Source organism: Nocardia brasiliensis IFM 10847 (assembly GCF_000710915.1).
Taxonomy (GTDB): Bacteria; Actinomycetota; Actinomycetes; order Mycobacteriales; family Mycobacteriaceae; genus Nocardia; species Nocardia brasiliensis_A.
Map to the genome: position 1 here is coordinate 59,783 of NZ_BAUA01000110.1, position 18,708 is coordinate 78,490.

Annotated in this window: 22 protein-coding genes; 5 read left to right on the plus strand and 17 right to left on the minus strand. The window is 70.4% G+C overall.

What is annotated here, in order from left to right:
* Position 1: 1 nt before the first annotated feature.
* The 6 genes from resB to hemL form a co-directional block, all read right to left on the minus strand.
* A complete protein-coding gene (gene resB / locus NBRGI_RS23675) occupies positions 2-1,660 on the minus strand; it encodes a cytochrome c biogenesis protein ResB (RefSeq protein ID WP_029899427.1) in 1,659 nt (552 codons plus the stop codon).
* Between the two features lie 20 nt (positions 1,661-1,680).
* Entirely contained in the window at positions 1,681-2,514 is an 834-nt protein-coding gene (locus NBRGI_RS23680; RefSeq protein WP_029899428.1) for a cytochrome c biogenesis CcdA family protein, read from the minus strand.
* A 28-nt stretch (positions 2,515-2,542) separates the two neighbouring features.
* Complete coding sequence (locus tag NBRGI_RS47615) at positions 2,543-2,794, minus strand: hypothetical protein (RefSeq protein WP_042265394.1); 252 nt, start codon at positions 2,792-2,794, stop codon at positions 2,543-2,545.
* Entirely contained in the window at positions 2,791-3,432 is a 642-nt protein-coding gene (locus tag NBRGI_RS23690; protein WP_051727981.1) for a TlpA disulfide reductase family protein, read from the minus strand. Before NBRGI_RS23690 ends, NBRGI_RS47615 begins: the two co-directional genes overlap by 4 nt.
* Positions 3,429-4,088, minus strand: coding sequence for a histidine phosphatase family protein (locus NBRGI_RS23695; protein WP_051727986.1), 660 nt, complete (start codon positions 4,086-4,088; stop codon positions 3,429-3,431). The genes NBRGI_RS23690 and NBRGI_RS23695 overlap by 4 nt, the downstream gene beginning before the upstream one ends.
* Positions 4,089-4,363: 275 nt before the next feature.
* Positions 4,364-5,701 carry a glutamate-1-semialdehyde 2,1-aminomutase gene (hemL, locus tag NBRGI_RS23700; protein ID WP_029899431.1) on the minus strand — a complete coding sequence of 446 codons (1,338 nt, stop codon included), beginning with the start codon at positions 5,699-5,701 and terminating at the stop codon, positions 4,364-4,366.
* A gap of 190 nt (positions 5,702-5,891) precedes the next feature.
* On the opposite strand from hemL, the gene NBRGI_RS23705 reads away from it, so the two are divergent.
* Positions 5,892-6,248, plus strand: a complete 357-nt coding sequence (locus NBRGI_RS23705) for a hypothetical protein (RefSeq protein ID WP_235211083.1) — start codon at positions 5,892-5,894, stop codon at positions 6,246-6,248.
* A 22-nt stretch (positions 6,249-6,270) separates the two neighbouring features.
* Here the strand turns inward: NBRGI_RS23705 and NBRGI_RS23710 are convergent, their stop codons facing one another.
* The 6 genes from NBRGI_RS23710 to hemB all read right to left on the minus strand — a co-directional run bounded on the left by NBRGI_RS23710 (position 6,271) and on the right by hemB (position 9,510).
* A complete protein-coding gene (locus tag NBRGI_RS23710; protein ID WP_014988553.1) occupies positions 6,271-6,504 on the minus strand; it encodes a hypothetical protein in 234 nt (77 codons plus the stop codon).
* A gap of 89 nt (positions 6,505-6,593) precedes the next feature.
* Entirely contained in the window at positions 6,594-6,833 is a 240-nt protein-coding gene (locus NBRGI_RS23715; RefSeq protein ID WP_014988554.1) for a hypothetical protein, read from the minus strand.
* 51 nt (positions 6,834-6,884) lie between these two features.
* Positions 6,885-7,133 (minus strand): hypothetical protein, encoded by a 249-nt coding sequence (locus NBRGI_RS23720; protein WP_051727982.1) that lies wholly within the window; start codon positions 7,131-7,133, stop codon positions 6,885-6,887.
* Positions 7,130-7,687, minus strand: coding sequence for a hypothetical protein (locus tag NBRGI_RS23725; protein WP_029899435.1), 558 nt, complete (start codon positions 7,685-7,687; stop codon positions 7,130-7,132). Before NBRGI_RS23725 ends, NBRGI_RS23720 begins: the two co-directional genes overlap by 4 nt.
* Positions 7,688-8,005: 318 nt before the next feature.
* Positions 8,006-8,536 carry a hypothetical protein gene (locus NBRGI_RS23735; protein WP_029899436.1) on the minus strand — a complete coding sequence of 177 codons (531 nt, stop codon included), beginning with the start codon at positions 8,534-8,536 and terminating at the stop codon, positions 8,006-8,008.
* A complete protein-coding gene (gene hemB / locus NBRGI_RS23740; protein WP_029899437.1) occupies positions 8,533-9,510 on the minus strand; it encodes a porphobilinogen synthase in 978 nt (325 codons plus the stop codon). Before hemB ends, NBRGI_RS23735 begins: the two co-directional genes overlap by 4 nt.
* A 209-nt stretch (positions 9,511-9,719) precedes the next feature.
* Here hemB and NBRGI_RS23745 point away from each other — a divergent pair, with 209 nt between their 5' ends.
* The 3 genes from NBRGI_RS23745 (at position 9,720) to NBRGI_RS23755 (ending at position 12,094) form a co-directional block, all read left to right on the plus strand.
* Complete coding sequence (locus NBRGI_RS23745) at positions 9,720-10,505, plus strand: hypothetical protein (protein WP_029899438.1); 786 nt, start codon at positions 9,720-9,722, stop codon at positions 10,503-10,505.
* A gap of 10 nt (positions 10,506-10,515) precedes the next feature.
* On the plus strand, positions 10,516-11,619 hold the full coding sequence (locus tag NBRGI_RS45350; RefSeq protein ID WP_051727983.1) for a tetratricopeptide repeat protein: 1,104 nt from the start codon (positions 10,516-10,518) through the stop codon (positions 11,617-11,619).
* A gap of 202 nt (positions 11,620-11,821) precedes the next feature.
* On the plus strand, positions 11,822-12,094 hold the full coding sequence (locus NBRGI_RS23755) for a hypothetical protein (RefSeq protein ID WP_014988561.1): 273 nt from the start codon (positions 11,822-11,824) through the stop codon (positions 12,092-12,094).
* Between the two features lie 240 nt (positions 12,095-12,334).
* Here NBRGI_RS23755 and NBRGI_RS23760 read toward each other — a convergent pair whose 3' ends face one another.
* The 5 genes from NBRGI_RS23760 to NBRGI_RS23780 all read right to left on the minus strand — a co-directional run bounded on the left by NBRGI_RS23760 (position 12,335) and on the right by NBRGI_RS23780 (position 17,873).
* The gene (locus NBRGI_RS23760) at positions 12,335-13,900 is read right to left on the minus strand and encodes a uroporphyrinogen-III synthase (RefSeq protein ID WP_029899441.1); all 1,566 of its coding nucleotides are present in this window, start codon (positions 13,898-13,900) and stop codon (positions 12,335-12,337) included.
* The gene (gene hemC, locus NBRGI_RS23765; RefSeq protein ID WP_051727984.1) at positions 13,897-14,955 is read right to left on the minus strand and encodes a hydroxymethylbilane synthase; all 1,059 of its coding nucleotides are present in this window, start codon (positions 14,953-14,955) and stop codon (positions 13,897-13,899) included. The genes NBRGI_RS23760 and hemC overlap by 4 nt, the downstream gene beginning before the upstream one ends.
* Before the next feature lie 34 nt (positions 14,956-14,989).
* Positions 14,990-16,429 carry a glutamyl-tRNA reductase gene (locus tag NBRGI_RS23770; protein WP_029899443.1) on the minus strand — a complete coding sequence of 480 codons (1,440 nt, stop codon included), beginning with the start codon at positions 16,427-16,429 and terminating at the stop codon, positions 14,990-14,992.
* A gap of 73 nt (positions 16,430-16,502) precedes the next feature.
* On the minus strand, positions 16,503-17,360 hold the full coding sequence (locus NBRGI_RS23775; protein WP_029899444.1) for a redox-sensing transcriptional repressor Rex: 858 nt from the start codon (positions 17,358-17,360) through the stop codon (positions 16,503-16,505).
* Positions 17,361-17,612: 252 nt separating this feature from the next.
* Complete coding sequence (locus NBRGI_RS23780; protein WP_029899445.1) at positions 17,613-17,873, minus strand: glutaredoxin family protein; 261 nt, start codon at positions 17,871-17,873, stop codon at positions 17,613-17,615.
* A gap of 186 nt (positions 17,874-18,059) precedes the next feature.
* On the opposite strand from NBRGI_RS23780, the gene NBRGI_RS23785 reads away from it, so the two are divergent.
* A partial coding sequence (locus NBRGI_RS23785) for an HAD family hydrolase (protein WP_235211084.1) occupies positions 18,060-18,708 on the plus strand: 649 nt, incomplete at its 3' end.

The window sequence follows — 18,708 nt, forward strand, 5'->3', positions numbered from 1 at the left end:
TCTAGTCTCCCGTGGTCTTCGCGTCGGACGGACCGTCCAGCAGGCGCGCACGCAGCTGATCGAACTCGCCGCCCCAGCCCGCTTGATCGGTCCGAGCCAGCCCGCCCATCTCTACTACAGTGCGTCGTTTGTCCAAGGTACCGGCTGCGCTCTCGGCCGGGTAGACCCGGACCCAGATCCGCCGCCGCTTCACCAGCAGCGAGACCAGCAGGCCGAGCATCATGACCACCGCGCTCACCAGCACCCACTGCTGCGCCGGATCATGCGACACCTGCAGGTTCGCGAACTCCTGCGCGCCGTCGAAGGTCACCTTGGTGCCGTTGGGCAGGCTGGTCGACTCGCCGGGACGCAGGTTCACCCTGGCCTCCTTGGTCAACCGGCCCTGCTTGACCTGTTCGGTGTCGAGCGCGAACAGCGACTGCGGCTTGCCGGTGTCCAGACCGGTGTCGCCACGGTAGATGTCGACCGCGACGGCCGGATCGTTCATCGCGGGGAACGACGAGGTCATCAGGCTGCCGTGGAACAGCGCGGTCGGCGCGAACAGCCCTTCGATGGCGATCTGGTTCTTGCGGCGTTCCTCGTCGGTGGCGTACATGCCGCCAGGCGGGTCGATCCGCAGCACCCCGCTGGACAGGAAGGTCATCGCGTCGTCCGGACGCCACTGGATGGATTCGGTGCGGGTCTGCCCGTTCGGGAAGGTGACGGTGAATTTCGGCGCGTAGCCGTGGCCCTGTAGATAGATCCGGTCGCCCGCGACCCGCAGCGGATGGTTCACCTGGATGCGGGTGGACCGCCAGGTGTTGGTCTGCAGATCGCCCTCGGCCTGGTATTCGATGTTCGAGGTGAACATCTGCGCTTGGCCGTTGATCAGGTAGTCGGCTTTGAAGTCCTTGACCCGCACGCAGATCGGCGTCATGCCGGTGCCGTCGTTGACGTTGCCCGCCTTGAACGAGTCGAACACGGCGGGCGAGGTGGTGCAGAAACCGGGACCGTCGTTCGCGATGACGATGACGTTGCCCTCGTAGCCGAACAGCTTGCCGACCGCGATGGCGACGAGCAGGCCGACCAGCGCGAGGTGGAAGACCAGGTTGCCGAGTTCGCGGGTGTAGCCCTTCTCCGCCGACAGCGTGATCTCGCCGTCCTTGGCGCCGGGCCGGACCTCGGTGCGCCAACCGCGCAATCCGGCCCGAACCTGCGCGACCACCTCGTCGGGCGTCTGCTCGGCGGTGCCGGCGTAGTGGTGCGGCAGCCGGGTCAGGTTGCGCGGCGCGCGCACCGGGGGCGTGCGCAGCGCGCGGTAGTGGTCGAAGCAGCGCGGCAGAATGCAGCCGACCAGCGAAATGAACAGCAGCACATAGATGGCCGTGAACCAGAAGCTGCCGAACACATCGAACAACTCGAACCGGTCCATCCATGGGCCGAGCGTCGGCCGGTCGGCGATGTACTGCGCGACCTTCTGCTCGTTCAGGCTGCGCTGCGGCAGCAGGGCGCCGGGGATCGCGGCGAGCGCGAGCAGGAACAGCAGCACCAGCGCGGTGCGCATGCTGGTCAGGCCGCGCCAGGTGTTGCGCACGAACGCCAGCGCGCGCCCGGGCACCGATTGCCGCGGCGGCAGCTTTCCGGTCGCCGGCTCGCCCGTCGTTCGATCGCTGTCCCTCATCGAATCAATGCTGTTCGTACTCATATCGGCAGCGTCACCTCGGAGACGAAGGCGTCGCGCACCCAGCCGACGAACTGGTCCCAGATCCCGGTGACCAGGGCCGCGCCCACCGCGACCAGCAGCAGCCCGCCGATGACCTGGATGGTGCGCGAGTTGCGCCGCAGCCAGCCGACGCCGCGCAGCGCGCTGGCCGAACCGAAGGCGAGGATCACGAAGGGCAGCCCGAGGCCGAGGCAGTAGGCGACGATCAGCGCCACCCCGCGCACGGCGGTGGTGCCGTCGGTGCCCGCGGCGACCGCCATCACACCGGACAGCGTGGGACCCAGGCAGGGCGTCCAGCCGAGCGCGAAGACGCCGCCGAGCAGTGGTGCGCCCGCGATGCTGGTGAGCCGGCGCGGTTGCATCCTGGTGTCGCGCTGCAGCGCGGGGATCAGGCCGATGAACACCAGCCCCATCAGGATGGTGACCACACCGCCGATCCGTTGCAGCAGTTCACGATTGACGTTGAGCGTCTGGATGACGCCGAAAACCGTGGCGGTGGCGAGCACGAACACCACGGTGAAGCCCGCGACGAACAGTCCGGCCGCGCCCGCGACCCGCATCCGCCCGCTGCGCGCGGGGTTTTCGACCGCGACCGAACCGCCTTGCGCCCCTTGGGCTTGCGCGACCGTCGCGGGCGGCGCCTCGGCGCCGACCAACCCGGCCAGGTAGGACAGGTACCCGGGCACCAGCGGCACGACGCACGGCGACGCGAACGACACCAGGCCGGCCAGCAGGCAGGCGCCGAGTGCCAGCAGCAACGGCCCGGTTGCCGCCGTCTGCTGGAACGAATCACCCACGGCGGCCAGCACCATCACCGCGCCACCCGCCTAGACGCGTGATTCACCCGTTTTCACCATCCGGTGTCTGCTCGACCGGCTCTTCGTCGCCGCGCACCACGATGCGCGGTTCGCTCGGTCCCTCGGTCGCGCCGAACAGCACGCCGAAGTCGAGCAACGAGTCCGCGGCTACACTGCGCGGCACGGTGGCGATGCCCTTCCACCGGTCGTCCACGGCCCAGGCGCCGCCGATGCGGCGAGCCCCCTGCCGGGGTCGACAGGCACGCAGGGTACGGGTGCGACGATCGCGATTCACTGTGCTTCCTCCGAGGCGATTTTTTGAACGATCGGTTGCAGATCGTCGGCCAGCAACGAGCGCAGGAACACCGCGGCGACGCGGTGCTGACGATCCAAGACGAGGGTGGTGGGGATGACGCTGGTCGGGAAGTTCCCGCCGAGCGCGAGCAGCGTACGCATGGACGGGTCGTAGATGGACGGGTAGCCGACCTTGTTGTCGACCACGAAGTCCTGCGCCTTGTCCTGCTGCGGGTCCCGGACGTTGATACCGAGAAAGGCAACGCCGCTGTCTTTCGTTGCCTCATAAACTTTTTCGAGCGCGGGGGCTTCGGCCCGGCAAGGTCCGCACCACTGCCCCCACAGGTTGAGCACCACGACCTTGCCCGCGAAATCGGCGACCGAGACGGTCTTGCCCGCGGTCATCAGGTCGGGCCCGGACAGCGGGCCGATGGTGCCGCGCGCGCTGGGCGGATCGTAGAAGATCTCGGTCTTGCCGCCCGGCGAGACGAATTCGAAGGTGCCGCCGGAGGCCACCGCGTCCGTACCGCCGGCACAACCCGCGGCCCCGGCGATCAAGGCCAGGCACGCGAGCAGAGCGGGAACCACCCGCCGGACCGAACGGGCAGGCGGGGTGGCGAACGCGGCGGACGAGATCATGCGCCGTGTACCGCGGGATCCGAACCACCGGCGGGCTCGGAGTAGACGATATCGACGAGCGTGTCGCCCTGGTAGACCAGCGACGTCAGCGAGGCGAGCGAGCACTGCCGCACCCGCGGGTCGTGCCAGAGCCGCTGGCCCTGCAGGAATCGGCGCAGCGTCCAGACCGGCAGCTGGTGCGAGACGAGCACGGCTTCGCGCCCGGCCGCCTCCACCCGCGCCTTGTTCACCGCGGCCAGCATGCGGTGCGCGATCTGCAGGTACGGCTCGCCCCAGGACGGGGTGAACGGGTCGCGCAGCTTCCACCAGTGCCGCGGCTTGCGCAGCGCGCCGTCACCGACCGAGACCCGCAGGCCCTCGAACGTGTTGCCCGCCTCGATCAGGTTCTCGTCCGTGCGCACGAGCAGCTGATGTTGCGCGGCAATGGGTTCCGCGGTCTCCTGCGCGCGCTGCAGCGGCGACGCGATGACCACCGCGATGTCGTGGTCGGCCAGCGTGCGCGCGACGGCGCCGGCCTGCGAGCGGCCCGCCACCGAGAGGCTGAACCCGGGCAGGCGGCCGTAAAGGATCCCGTTCGGGTTGTGCACCTCGCCGTGACGCAGCACGTGCACGATCGTCTCCACCGGCTCGGTGCCGTGCTGGAAGGTGGCCGCCAAGGGCTTGTTGGCCTCGGAACTCGAAGCCGCACTGTCCTTTTCGTCGAGCCGAGGAGTCGGCTCCGGGCCACCGGACGCGGCGGCGGCGAACTGCGCGCCCGCGTCGATGACCGTGGAATCGGGGGCAGCGGTCACCGGCGCCGCGCCGAGCCCGGCGAATTCCACCCCGGGTTCGCCGCTCGCGGCGTCGGCGGCCGGCGGCTCGGCCGGGCCTGCGGCTTCGGTGGGCTGCTCTAGCTCGCGCTCGGCGGCGTCGGGCTGATCGTGATCGGGGCTCACGCGCGGGATCCTTCGGGAGTGGCGGCCGCGGCCGCGTGTGCGGCGGCGGGCAGGGCTGCGGCGATACGGTCGAACGCGTCCTCGTCGAGCGCCGCGGAGACGAACCAGGTCTCGAACGCGCTCGGCGGCGCGTACACGCCACCGTCCAGCAGGGCGTGGAAGAACGCGGGGTAGCGCCAGGTCTGGCTCGCCTTGGCGGCGGCGTAGTCGGTGACCGGGCGTTCGGTGAAGAACACGCTCACCATATTGCCCGCGAACTGCACCCGGTGCTCGACCCCGGCCGCACCCAGCGCCTCGCCGAAGAGCGCGCCGAGCCGTTGGGCGTTGCGGTCCAGCGCCGCGTACACCGCGTCGTCGGCCGCGCGCAGCGTGGCGAGCCCGGCGGCGACCGCGACCGGATTCCCGGACAGCGTGCCCGCCTGATAGACGGGGCCGAGCGGGGCGAGGTGATTCATGATCTCGGCGCGACCGCCGAACGCGGCGGCGGGCAGGCCGCCGCTCATCACCTTGCCGAAGGTGTAGAGATCGGCGGCGACGCCCTCGTGTCCGAACCAGCCCGCCTTGCTCACCCGGAAGCCGGTCATCACTTCGTCCATGATGAGCAGCGCGCCGTGCTCGGCGGTGAGTCGGCGCAGGCCCGCGTTGAAACCGGGCTGCGGCGCGACGGTGCCCATGTTGCCCGCGGCGGCCTCGGTGATCACGCAGGCGATGGATTCGGGATGCGCGGCGAAGGCGGCGGCGACGGCCTCGAGGTCGTTGTACGGCAGCACGAGGGTGTCGGCCGCCTGGGCGCCGGTCACCCCGGGCGAGGTCGGTAGCCCGAGGGTCGCGACGCCGGACCCCGCGTCGGCGAGCAACGCGTCGACATGCCCGTGGTAGCAACCGGAGAACTTGATGATCTTGGCGCGTCCGGTGTAGCCGCGCGCCAGGCGCACCGCGCTCATCGTCGCCTCGGTGCCGGAGTTCACCAGGCGGACCCGATCCACCGGCTGTACCCGCGCGGCGATCGCCTCGGCCAGCTCGATCTCCGCCTCGGTGGGCGCGCCGAACGACAGGCCGCCGACCGCGGCGCGGCGCACCGCGTCGACCACCTCGGGATGCGCGTGGCCGAGGATCATCGGGCCCCAGGAACACACCAGGTCGACGTACTCGTTGCCGTCGGCGTCGACCAGGGTGTAACCGTTGGCGGACGCGATGAATCGCGGTGTGCCGCCGACCGAGTTGAAGGCGCGCACCGGGGAATTGACCCCGCCCGGAATCACCGAACAGGCCCGGTCGAAGAGCTGAGCGGAAACCGGCACCGATGCGCTGGTCACGCGCGGAGAAGAACTCACGACCTCCAGTGTCGCAGCCCCTTCGAACCGGGGCGACGACAGGGTGGAGTGGTCGTGACGCACACCGCAACACGCCGAGACACCATTTACGCCGTATTCGGTGGCCAGCAGATTGCCGGCCCGTAATCTCGGGCGTCAACAATCATCGGCCGAGAGGGTTTTCATGCGGTTTGCCAGGTTCAGTGCTGCGGTGTCCACGGCGCTCGTCGGCGTCGGGATCGTGCTCGGCGCGGGTTCCGCGCAGGCGGCCGAGCCGGTCGCGCAGCCCGATCGACTGGGGCTGCAACTGAGTCATGAGGAAACCCGGACCGTCGCGAGCGGCCCGATCCCGGCGCTGGTCAGCATGGTGGTGCCGCTCAACCGGATCGGCGTCGGCCTGAAGCCTGACACCGGGATCTACAAGGACGAGAACGGTGGCGTGCACGCGTCGCTGCGGCAGGCGATCATGGAGGCGGCCGATCGTCCCGACGGGACGATCACCCTGTTCCTGAACGCGCCCGGCACCCGCAACGGCCGCGTGCTCGACATCTACCAGAACTGGGGCTAGCGCCGGGCCGGCCGGACCCGGTTCAGGCGTACATGCACGGCGCCTGCGGCACGATCGTGTGCAGGAAGCACATGAACGAGTTGTACGGGCCCGCGGAACCGGAGTCCGGCACGAGCACCGGTGCGTCGACCGCGCCCGCGGTCACCGCCGCGGGCTCCAGCGGCAGGCCGGTGTTCGCGCCCGCGGGCGCGGCGCCGATCCCGATCGCGGTGGCAAACGCCAGTGCGGCACAGACTTTCACAGCAAGCCGGTTCATCAAACCCTGTCCTCTTGATTGGCACGTCCGAATGACAGCCGAAATCCTAACGGCCGCAGCGGTATTGTGGCCCACCCTGGACAGCGGCGCTAGGTGATCCCGAGACAGAACAGGGCCGAGCCGGTGGTCGCGAGGCAGGCCAGCGGCGCGGGCAGCGCGTGCAGCAGTGGCGCGGGCGGGGATTGGACGAGGGCGGGCGGCGGCGCGACGGGCCCGGCGGCGGAAACCTCGGCGGGCGCCGCCGCGGCCGTGACCACGGTTGCCGTGCCGATCAGACCGGCGGCCGCGACGCCGAAGAGCGTGCGCTTGACGGGGACTGTGGGTTTCATGCGTCGGATGTTCCCGCGAATCGGGAAACGAAACGGCCGGCGCGGCCGAGTTCAGCGCGTGCGGCGCTGCCGCACCGTCCGGGTGACCGCGTCGATGACGAGCAGCCCCGCGACGGCGCCGAGTACCGCGGCGAGCAAGAGCCACGGTCCCACGTAGCGCGTCGCGACGAATTCCGGCGCCGGGTCCAGCGCCGCGAATGTGGTGGTCCGAATGCCGTTGCGCCAGCTGCCCACTCCGGCGACGAGCGCGAGCACGGCCAAGCCGATCTCCCCGGCGACCACCGCGATCCACCCTTTCATCGGTCCGCTCCGTTCTCGCTGGGCTCGTCGTCATTGCCCGGTGCGTCGGGCCCGGGATCCGGCGCGGCGGCCTCGTCGGCCGGCCGGTCGAGGGCCGTGCCGAGCGCGGCCCGCAAGGCCCGGTGATCCTTCGCCCATGCTTGCACGAATCCCCCGTCGGCCAGGCGCAGGCCGATGCCGGTGCGCCGGCGCGGTACACCGCTCAGCTCGCCGAGCGCCCGCGCCGATTCCCAGTCCTCGTCGTCCCACGCGTCTTCGTCGCGTTCGGGCAGCACCGCGGCGACGGCGCTGAGCGGCAACGTTTCGGTGCCCTGGCGCAGCGCCGTGCCGGTGAGCTCGACGCTGACGTGGCGGCGCCCCGCGATCACTTGCAGCACAACGAAACCCGCGATCAGCGAGCCGCAGAAGAGCAGCGCGAACCAGTGCACGGCGCTACCGGTCGCCAGCTCCAGGATCAGGATGATCAGACAAAGGATCGGACCGTAGGCGGTGGTCCGCCAGCGCGCACCGGGCTCGGCGAACAGCACTTTCGCGTCGTCGTGCGTGGTGGTCATGCGACGCCCACCAGGGCGCGCCGAACCACCCAGGCACCGCGAACGGGCAAGGGAGAAGACAGAATCAGCGAGTGAGGCCGGGCAGCAGCAGCACGGCGACGGTGACCACCCCGAACAGGACCAGCAGGCTCAACACGGCCAGCTCGCGCCGAATGCTCTGCGGCTGTTGGATCACCACTCGCATTGATGCCTCCGATTCCCCGGAGCCATCTGCAACGCACAACAACGCTTGACAGCCAACTACCGGTTCCCATGTCCACTGTGACAACCCTCACGATACATGCCGACCTGGTCCCGGCAAATTCGGGTACCCGTCGTTCACCGTCGGCTCACCTGGAAATACGCGGTGGCTTCCGGCCGGTGGGCCAGGTAAACGGCGCCACCCGCGAGCACCGCCTGCACGATCGCCGCACCGCCGGCGACCAACGAAGCGGCCCCGGTCACCGAGTTGAACGCGAACAGCGCGCCGACCCCGACCACGATGAGCCAGACCCCCGCGATGGTCAGCAGCGTGCGCGCCCAGAGCTTGCCCCGGGCGAACTGGTGCACGATCAGCAACGCCACCCCGGCCACCGCCAGTCCGATCACCACCACGACCACGTAGACCAGCGCCACCATCAGCTCGGCGCCGGCCATGGTGATCTGCGGGTCTTTCTCTTTGGCCTGATCGAAGATCTGCTTGGCGAAGCTGTGCCGCTGCGCGAGCGCGGCCAGCACCGACGCGATCAGCTGGACGACACCGAATCCGACCACGCCCCACCACAATTGCCGGGCGGTACCCACATCCGTCGGCATCGGCGGCGGCGCGGGCGGGTACGGCGCGCCGATCGGTCTCGGCAGGTTGTTCACGACAACCAGTGTGCGGCCTCGGTCGCCCAGTAGGTGAGCACGATGTCCGCCCCGGCCCGGCGGATGCCCATCAGCGACTCGAGCACGGCGCCGCGGCGATCGATCCAGCCCCGCTCGGCGGCGGCGGTGATCATCGCGTACTCGCCGGAGATCTGATAGGCCGCGACCGGCACCGGCGAGTGATCGGCGACGTCGCGCAGGATGTCCAGATACGACATGGCCGGCTTCACCATCACCAGGTCCGCGCCCTCGGCGAGGTCGAGGTCCAGTTCCCGGATCGCTTCGCGGCGGTTCGCCGGGTCCTGCTGGTAGGTGCGCCGGTCGCCTTCCAGCGACGAGGCGACGGCCTCGCGGAACGGTCCGTAGAACGCGGAGGCGTACTTGGCGGCGTAGGCCAGGATGCCGGTATCGGTGCGGCCCACGGCGTCCAGGCCGCGGCGGATCGCGCCGACCTGGCCGTCCATCATGCCGCTGGTGCCGAGCAGATCGGCGCCGGCGGCGGCCTGGGCCAGCGCCATCTCGACGTAGCGATGCAGCGTGGCGTCGTTGTCCACGGATCCGTCGGCGGCGACCACGCCGCAGTGCCCGTGGTCGGTGAACTCGTCGAGACAGGTGTCGGCCATCAGCACGGTGGCCGAGCCGACCTCGTCGGACAGCGCCCGCAGACCGCGGTTCAGAATGCCGTCCGGATCACTGGCCTGGCTGCCGGTGGCGTCCTTGTCCTCGGGGCGCGGGATGCCGAACAGCATCAACCCGCCGACGCCCGCGGTCACGGCCTCGACGGCGGCCTTGCGCAGCGAGTCCATCGAATGCTGCACGACCCCCGGCATGGAGCTGATCTCCCGCGGTTCCGCCAGGCCGTCGGCCACGAACATCGGCAACACCAATTGCCGTGGCTCCAGTGTGGTTTCGGCCACGAGTCGACGCAGGGCGGGGGTACGGCGCAACCGCCGTGGGCGGTCCATTCCGGTCATATTCGCACCATACGCCCGGCGCCGGACGGTGTCGCGAGCGCCCGGCACGCACCCGCGCGCCCGGCCGCCCCGGAGCTGCCGGTTTCCCGCTAGCACGGGGCGAACTGGAACCGGCCGGACTTCGGCTGCCACGGTGCTCGAAATCACACCGCTGCCGCGGATCGATGGCGCATACTCCGACAGGAGGGCGAGACCCCCTGGGGGACTTCATGACCGAATCGCACACCGAAATCTCGCTGGCCCGAGCCGCCGACTTCGAATCGTGGGTGGCGGTACTGCTCGCGGACTGGTGGCCGGTGCTCACCGGCGGACTGGCGCCACCCCGGACGACGCTGCGCGCGTGGCGGGCCGTGGAGGGCAGCAGGCAGATCTTCCGGGTCGAGCTGATCGCCCGGCAGTCGGCCGAAGCCGACCTCATGACGGTGGCCCGCGCGGCGTTCGTCGAGCTGGGCATGCGGCCGGACGAGCGCGAATGGGCGCAGAGTCAGGGCAGGCATCTGGTCGGGCACACCGAGGACGCCACCGCGCAGCTACGCTTCTCCGATACCGCGCACACCATCTTCCTGCGTCTGCAGAGCAGGCCGTGTCACGTCTCGGTGGCGGGCGGGCGGCAGTTGAGCGCTCTGCCGGACGCGAACCTGCCGTTCCCGAACACCGCGACCGGTCCGCTCGACATCCGGGTCGCGCGCAACAGCGCCCGGCATCTGCTCGCCCAGCACAGCGCGCGCTTCGCCACGCCCGCCGACCCGTTCCAGCTGGCGCCGCAGGGACACGTCTCGGATGTGGGCTGGGCGTTCGTGTTTCCCTGGTCCACTACGTCCTGGTACACCGACGGCTCGGCGCCGGTGCTCACGCCCGGCGTCAAAGGGCCGATAGTGGTAGTGAAGGACACTGGAGACACCTGGCTGCTGGACAGCCTCAGCAGCTACGACTCCCAACTCGCCGGCTACGCCGAAGCCAACGGCTACCGGCACGGCACCTCCGATTCGGCCTGAAAGGTCCGCGATGACACCCGACGCAGGCCCGCACGAGCAGCCCCCGCCGGGTGCGCGGCGACTGCCCGACGGGCGGCTGCTGATTCCGTGGCAGGGCAAGCAGCCGGACGGCACCATCGCGCACGGGATGGTCGAGATCGGCCCCGACGACGACCGGTTCGCCGAATGGAGCGAATCCATCGCCCGGCGCGAACGCGGCGAACTCCCCGACGAGGCGTATCCCGTGGACACCGGGGCGCTCCCGCTGTTCCTCGATCCGCGGCCGGACCCGGTGCCGACCGCCCGGGAACGCAGGCTGGACGCGTTGCGGGCGATCGCCGGACGCGGCGATATCGGTGCGATGGAACAGCTCGCGCAGTTGCTGCGCGAGGCGAGCGATCTCGCGGGCGCCGAGCAGTGGTTCCGGCGCGCCGCCGAGCGCGGCAGCGGGACCGCGATGGCCGACCTCGGTTTGCTGTGCGGCACGCACGGCCGGATCGCGGAGGCGGTGCACTGGCTGGAGGCCGCGGTCGCGGCGGGTTGCGTGGGCGCGGACGTGCAGCTCGGGCTGGTGCATCTGGAACGCGGCCAGATCGACGAGGCCGAGCGGTGGCTGCGGCCCGCGGCCGAGGACGGATCGCCGGAGGCCCTGTGCAATATGGGCGTCGTCGCGAATCGGCGCGGCGACGCCGAGTCCGCCGAGCAGTGGTACGAACGGGCAGCGGCGGCCGGGCATCCCACCGCCATGCGCACCCTCGGGTTGTATCTGGCGCGGCGGGGCGAGGTCGAGCGCGCTGTCGCCCTGCTCACCGAGGCCATTCGCCGCGGTCGTGCCGATGCGATGGCCATCCTCGGCTGGCTGTATCTCGAGCAGGGCGATACCGCGGGCGGCGAGTACTGGCTGCGCCGCGGCGCCGACGCGGACGATCCGGATTCGATGTTCCGCCTTGCCCTTTACCTGCGCGAGCAGGAATCCGTCCCGTTCCCGGGTGACCTGTCCGAACCGGGCGTGCTGCGCGCCGCCGCGCTGATCGCGACCGGCCGCACCCCGGCCCAGCAGGAAGCCCGGCGCTGGCTGGAACGCGCCGCCGCGCTCGGCCACCCCCAATCCCTGCAACTCCTGCACGACCTCTGACCTCGCTCCGGCACGGCCCCTGACCCCCTCTCCCGCACGATCGCCGGCCCCGTGCCCGCGCGTCGAGCCAGGGCGCGGCAAGTGTGCTGGGCAGGGCCCAAAAACGTTGCGGCCAGCCGTTTTTGTCGGTGGCGGGGGCTATAATCGAAACAGTGTTCGAGGAGGCTCGACGAGCCTGCAGATCGCATCGGGAGGGAAGCCTGTGCCCGCGACGAAGACCGTTCTGATCGATAGTCCCTACACACCGCTGGAGAAGAAGAGACTGCCCGCGGGGCGCCCGCGGTCCTGGTATGTCCGGCACAACCGGAAGCTCAAGGCGATGCGACTGACGATCGCGCTGCTCGATTCCGGGGTGTACAACGCGAGCGAAGCCAACAACAAGCGCATCCGCTACACCGCGGACGTGATCGGCATCCGCCCGCCGTCGGACACCACCTGCACCATGGTGCGCACGCTGATCCGCAAGCGGCACTGAGGTTTTCGCCCGCTCCCGGACCTGCGGCGCGCCCCGCGACCGTGTCGCGGGAATGCAACGCCGTCAGGAAGGCAACGCCCTCAGCACGCGGTGCGGTCGGGAAGTAGTGCCGGTAACGCGATGTCGTCGGTCAAGCCGTGCCGTCATCGACGCGGCGTCGTCGATAACGCGGTGTCGTCCGAAACAGCACCGCCCGAACCGGATTCGGTTCGGGCGGTGTGGACGATCCAGCGGATCGGGTCAGCGACTGCGGCGGCTCTTCTTGCGCGGCGGCGGCAGCAGACCCTCGGCGCGCAGCCGGGCGGCGTGCTCGGCGAGCGCCTCGACCAGCGGACCGACCTGCGCGACCTCGGGCTGCACGTCCACCCGCAAGCCGAACTCGATGGCGGTCTCGGCGGTTTTCGGGCCGATACACGCGACGATGGTGCGCGCGTGCGGCTTACCCGCGATACCGACCAGGTTGCGGACCGTGGAGGACGAGGTGAACAGGACCGCGTCGAAACCGCCGGTCTTGATCATCTCGCGGGTCTCCGCGGGCGGCGGCGAGGCGCGCACCGTGCGGTAGGCGGTCACGTCGTCGATTTCCCAGCCCCGGTCGCGCAGTCCCTCGGCCAGCGTCTCGGTCGCGATATCGGCGCGCGGCAACAGGACCCGGTTCACCGGATCGAAAACATCGTCGTAGGGCGGGAAGTCGGCGAGCAGGCCCTCGGAAGACTGTTCCCCGCTGGGGACCAGTTCCGGATTGATGCCGAACGAACGCACCTTGTCCGCCGTGGCCTCACCGACACAGGCGATCTTCACGCCGGAGAAAGCCCGTGCGTCCAAACCGAATTCGGCGAACTTCTCCCACACCGCGCGCACCGCGTTGGTGGAGGTGAACACCACCCACTGGTAGCGGCCGTCGACCAGACCCTTGACCGCCCGCTCCATCTGGGCGGGGCTGCGCGGTGGCTCGACCGCGATGGTCGGCACCTCCATCGGGATGGCGCCGTGGGTGACGAGCCGCTCGCTCATCTCCCCCGCCTGATCCTTGGTGCGCGGCACCAGCACGGTCCAGCCGTACAGGGCGCGTGACTCCCACCAGGACATCTTCGACCGGGACGCGACCACCTTGCCGATGGTCACCACCAGCGGGCCGACCAGCTCGGAGGCGGCGCTGTTCAGCGTGGCCAGGGTCGCCTCGATGGTGCGCTGCTGGCGCGTGGTGCCGCGCACGGTCACCGCGACCGGGGTCTGCGGCGCCATGCCGTGTTCCACCAGGGCGCTGGCGGTTTCGGCCAGGTGGCCCGAGGTCGCGTGCAGCACCAGCGGTCCCGGCGCGGCGGCGAGCGCGGCCCAGTCCACTTCGCCGCGCACGTCCGCCTCGGTGTGCCCGGAGCCGAGCGCGATGCCGGCGTAGCTGGGCACGGCCGAGCCGTTGGGCAGCCCGGGCAGCACCTCGAACACCATGTGCGAGCGGGTCACCGCGTTCACCTCGGCGATCACCGAATCGGCGGTGAGCGGATCGCCGGCGACCACCCGCACCACGTCGAAACCGTTGCGGGCCTCCGCGATCAGCGTCTTGGCCACCTCGGCGGGTTCACCGAGCGCGGGCCGCACGTCGACCGGACGTTCGCCGTCGGGGCCGGGCTCGACCGCGGTCCCGATCAGGGCGAGCACGCCCTTGTCCACATCGGGGTCGGTGAACGCCAGCGTGGCGCGCCCGATCACCTCGCGGGCACGCACCGTCAGCAACGCCGGGTCACCGGGACCCGACCCGACGAAAAGGATCCGACCGGGGTGCTTCTTAGTTGCTCGCGCGCTCATTGGCTGTTCTCCATTGGGCTGGGTTGGGTGAAGTCTGGGGCGGGCGCACTCACCGCCGAGGTGGATGAACCGGCATCCGGTTCGGGCACACTGAGCAGCTCACGCGCGCCCAGTTCCAGTAGTTCGCGGGCCAGCGCGCGGCCGAGTTGCTCCGCGTTCTCCGGCGCGCCGACCACCGACGCTCTGAGCACGTCGGAACCGTCCACGGCGGCGGCGCAACCGCGCAGCGAGAGCTCATCGAAGATGCGCCCGTCGTCGTCGATCGACTCGACCACCTCGGCCAGTGCGCCGACCGGTGCGGAGCATCCGGCCTCCAGCTCGGCGAGCAACGCCCGCTCCGCGGTGATCGCCGCGCGGGTGGCGGCATCGTCGAAGGCCGCCAGCGCCTCGATGAGTTCGCCGGCGTCGCTGCGGCATTCGATCGCCAGCGCACCCTGACCGGGCGCGGGCAGCATCTGCACCGGCTCCAGCGCCTCGGTGACCGCGTCGAGCCGGCCGATGCGGGCGAGCCCGGCCCTGGCGACCACGACCGCGTCCAGTTGCCCCTCGCTGACCTTGCGCAGCCGGGTGTCCAGGTTGCCGCGCAGCGCCACGATGTCCAGGCCGAGACCGAGCGCCCGCAGCTGCGACGCGCGCCGCGGCGCGGACGTGCCGACCTTGGCCCCCGGCGGCAGCTCACCGAGCACGAGACCGTCGCGCGCCACCAGCGCGTCGCGCGGGTCCTCGCGCGCTGGAACGGCGGCGATGGTGAAGCGCTCGTCCTGTGCGGTCGGCAGATCCTTGTACGAGTGCACCGCGATGTCGATGGTGCCCGCGACGAGTTCGTCGCGCAGCGCGGAGGTGAAGACGCCGACCCCGATCTGCTGCACCGGCTCGGCGGACAGATCGCCCGCGGTCTTGATCACCACCAGCTCGGCCGGATGACCCGCGGCGACCAGCTCGTCGCGGATCATGCCCGCCTGGGTCAGCGCGAGCAGACTGCCGCGAGTGCCGATCCGCCACGGCGAGCGCATGTTTGCTGCCGTCACGGTGTCCTCTTCCTGCACGAGTGTCATGGGCGCACCTCGTCGGCGCTCGGGGGCCGCGGGCTCATGCCGTCTGCCCCTGTTCGTCGGCGCGGTGACTCGCGGTGAAGTCGTCCGCCAGCGCGATATCGGCGTCGGCACGCAGCAGGCCGGCGTGCTCGCCGATCGCGGTGATCTCCATCGGCGCGGCAACCGCTTGCGCCGCACCCGGTTTCAGCTCGAACAGCTCGCGCAGCGCCTCGGCGTAGCTGTCGCCGCCCGGGGTCGAGGCGAGCTGCTTGACCCGCACCGTCGGGGCGTGCAGCAGCTTGTCCACCACGCGGCGCACGGTGCGGGCCACCTCGTCGCGTTCCGGGTCGGCCAGGCTGGGCAGCCGCGAATCCAGCCGCAGCAGTTCGGCTTCCACCACCTCGGCGGCGCGCTGGCGCAGCGCGGCGACGGTCGGGGTGACCTCGGCCATCCGCTGTCCGGTCAGATACTTGGCGAGTTCGTCGGCGACGATCGAGCGCGCCGCGGCGGTGTCGTCGGCGGCCGCGCCCGCGGCCGGATCGCGTTGCAGCGTCTCGATATCGATCACCGTGACGCCGGGCAGCCCGGCCACCGCGTGCTCGACATCGCGGGGCAGGCCCAGGTCGCAGAACACCAAAGGCCTTTCCGCCGTGGCGAATTCGCCCGCACGCTCCCGGTCGGCCAGGGCCCGATGGGTGTCGGCCAGCGTCACCACGTTGCCGACCGCACCGGTGCAGGTGACGACCACGTCGGCCACCGCCATCGCCTCGGTGAGCCGGGACAGCTCGCGTGCCTCGGCCTCGACCCCGTGCGTACCCGCGGTCTCGGCGAGCCGTTTCGCCCGCGCCATGGTGCGGTTCACCACGATGATCCGGCCGATCCCGGCCCGCGAGAGATGCGCCACCGCAAGGCCGCCCATCGCGCCGGCCCCGACGACCACCGCGGTGCGGCCGGCCAGCGGGCCGAGCACCTGCTGCGCGCGATCGAGCGCCACCGACACCACCGACGCACCGGCACGGTCGATTCCGGTCTCCGAGTGCACCCGCTTGCCCACCCGCAGCGCGTGCTGGGCCAGCTCGTGCAGGGTCCGCCCGACCGCCTGCTGGGCGTCGGCGGAGGCGTACGCGCCGCGGATCTGGCTGAGCACCTGCTGCTCGCCGATCACCATCGAATCCAGCCCGCTGGCCACCGCGAACAGATGCTCGGCGGCGGCCTCGCTGTAGCGGACGTACGCGTGCTTGGTCAGATCCGGCAGCGGCAGCCCGGAATGCTTGGTGAGCAGGTCGCCGACCTCGGCGAGACCACCGTGGAAGGCGTCGACGACCGCGTAGACCTCCACGCGGTTGCAGGTGGAGACGATCATCGCCTCGGACACGTGACTGGAAGCCAGCAGGCGGTCGATCAGCTTGGGTCGGTCGGTGTCGGTGATCGCCACCTTCTCCAGCACCGAAACGGGCGCGCTGCGGTGCGAAATGCCGACCAACAAGACGCTCATGCCTGCGCCTCGCTGCCGCTCGGCTTCGGCATGCGCGTGGCACGCTGTATCACGATTCGCTCGCTTCGCTCGCTCATGGAGTAACCACCGATCCCTTGCTCTTTGGCTCCGTTGCCGTATGCGAGGTCGCCGTGTGCGCGGCTGCCGAATGCTTGAGTGCCGGGTGAGCGGCCGAGGTGTGGGTGGGCGAGCGGTGCGCGATCCGGCCGGAGACGGCCCGCGCCACCTCGGGCTCGGCGACAGCCGGGACGGCCGCGCTGTCGGCGTTGCGCACCCGTTCGAACGAGAGCATCTGCAATTCGACCGCCAGATCGACGCGGCGCACCTCGACCGAGGCGGGCGCGAGCAACTCGCAGGGCGCGAAACTCAAGATGGACTGCAGCCCGGCCGCGACCAGCCGGTCACAGGCGTCCTGGGCGGCGTCGTCGGGCACGGTGATGACCGCGATGGTCGGTTCCAGCGCGGCGACCGCGCCGGCCAGCTCGGCGACATCGCGCACCACCAGGCCGGCCACCGGGAGACCGATCACCTCGATGTCGTTGTCGAAGATGCCGACCACGGTGAAGCCGCGCCGCTGGAATCCGCCGTAGCCGACCAGAGCCCGGCCGAGATTCCCGGCGCCGACGAGCACCACGCGGTGTCCCTGCGACAGGCCGAGCACATCCTCGATCCTGGCCCGTAGCTTGGCTACGTCATAGCCGACACCCCGTACCCCGTTGGGCCCGAGGAAGGAAAGGTCCTTGCGCAGCTTGGCGGAATTGACACCCGCCGCGACAGCCAGTTCCTCACTCGATACGATGGCAACACCCTCGTCGGCCAATGTGGCAAGGACTCGGAGATAGGTCGCCAGCCGCGCCACGGTCGCTTGCGGGATGCCTCGCTGCAGAGCCCTGCCGGAGACGCCGCCGGGCGCCTCATGCTGCTCTGTCACGTCGTCGGCTCCTCGTTCCGGCCCGATCGGGTTTCCGGTTCGTCGCTGGACCTCTGGCCCGGGACGGTCCGGTGCCATGGTCGAAGTGTCGCAATGCTGGGTGTCTGTACGCGGTGGGCCCGCAGCCTCGGCGAGCGGGTCCGCGTGCCACCACCGTAACCGCTTGTGCAGCCCTTCACAAAGTCGGTGAAATTGGCCTCATTTTCGGCCGCGACCAGCGCTGCGGCCGAAAAGGACCGTCATCGCTATTCCTCAGCGGCTCAGGTCGGCGCGCAATCGGCCCTCGTCGACGTCGAAATAGCTGTGCTCACGCCCGTCGAGCAGCACCACCGGCAACCGGTCGCCGAACTCCGCGCGCAGGCCCGGATCGGTGGCCACCGCCTCGTCCACGTCGACGGTCGCGGGCTCGATCCCGAAATCGGCGCAGATCACGCGCAGCTGGTCCAGCGCGGTGACGCACAGGCCACAGCCGGATCTGGTCAACAGGGTCACCGAATGTGTGGGATTGGTCATGGCGGATATTAAATCCCCTCGCCACACCCGAATCGGTCTGCCAGGTCCTGCGCTGACTGTCGCCTCCCCCGGTTACTGTGGACGTGGTTCGCGCGACGGGCGGAGGTACTGGTGCCGGAACGATCGAGGGTGGCAAGGGCCGGATTCATCGCGGGACGATTCGGCGAGTTTCCGGCGCGCTGGAACCTGGGCGAGATCGGCCAGGGTCTGCAGGATCAACTGGCCCGCATTCCGCGCAGTCCGTTCGGCCCGAGCGAGGAGGAGCTGCGCGCCAATCTGGCCGGTGAGGCGAGCGCCGATGCCGCGCTCTCGCTGCACGACGCGGAATTGGCGGCGGCGGAGCCGGATCCGACCAGCCCCGAGGTGCCGCGCGACCTGACCGCGGCGGCGTTCTTCGACGTGGACAACACGATGGTGCAGGGCGCGTCCATCGTGCACTTCGCCCGCGGCCTGGCCGCGCGCAAGTACTTCAAGACCTCCGACCTGGTCGACGTGGCGTGGAAGCAGGTCAAGTTCCGGGTCACCGGGCGGGAGAACAGCTCCGACATGGCCAGCGGCAAGGAGAAGGCGCTGGCGTTCATCGCCGGGCGCCCCACCGCCGAGCTGGCCGAACTGGGCGAGGAGATCTACGACGAGATCATCGCCGACAAGATCTGGCCGGGCACAAGGGCTCTCGCGCAGATGCACCTGGACGCCGGCCAGCAGGTGTGGCTGGTCACCGCGACGCCGGTCGAGCTGGCACAGGTGATCGCCAAGCGGCTCGGGCTGACCGGCGCGCTGGGCACGGTGGCCGAGAGCGTGGACGGCAAGTTCACCGGCCGCCTGGTCGGCGACA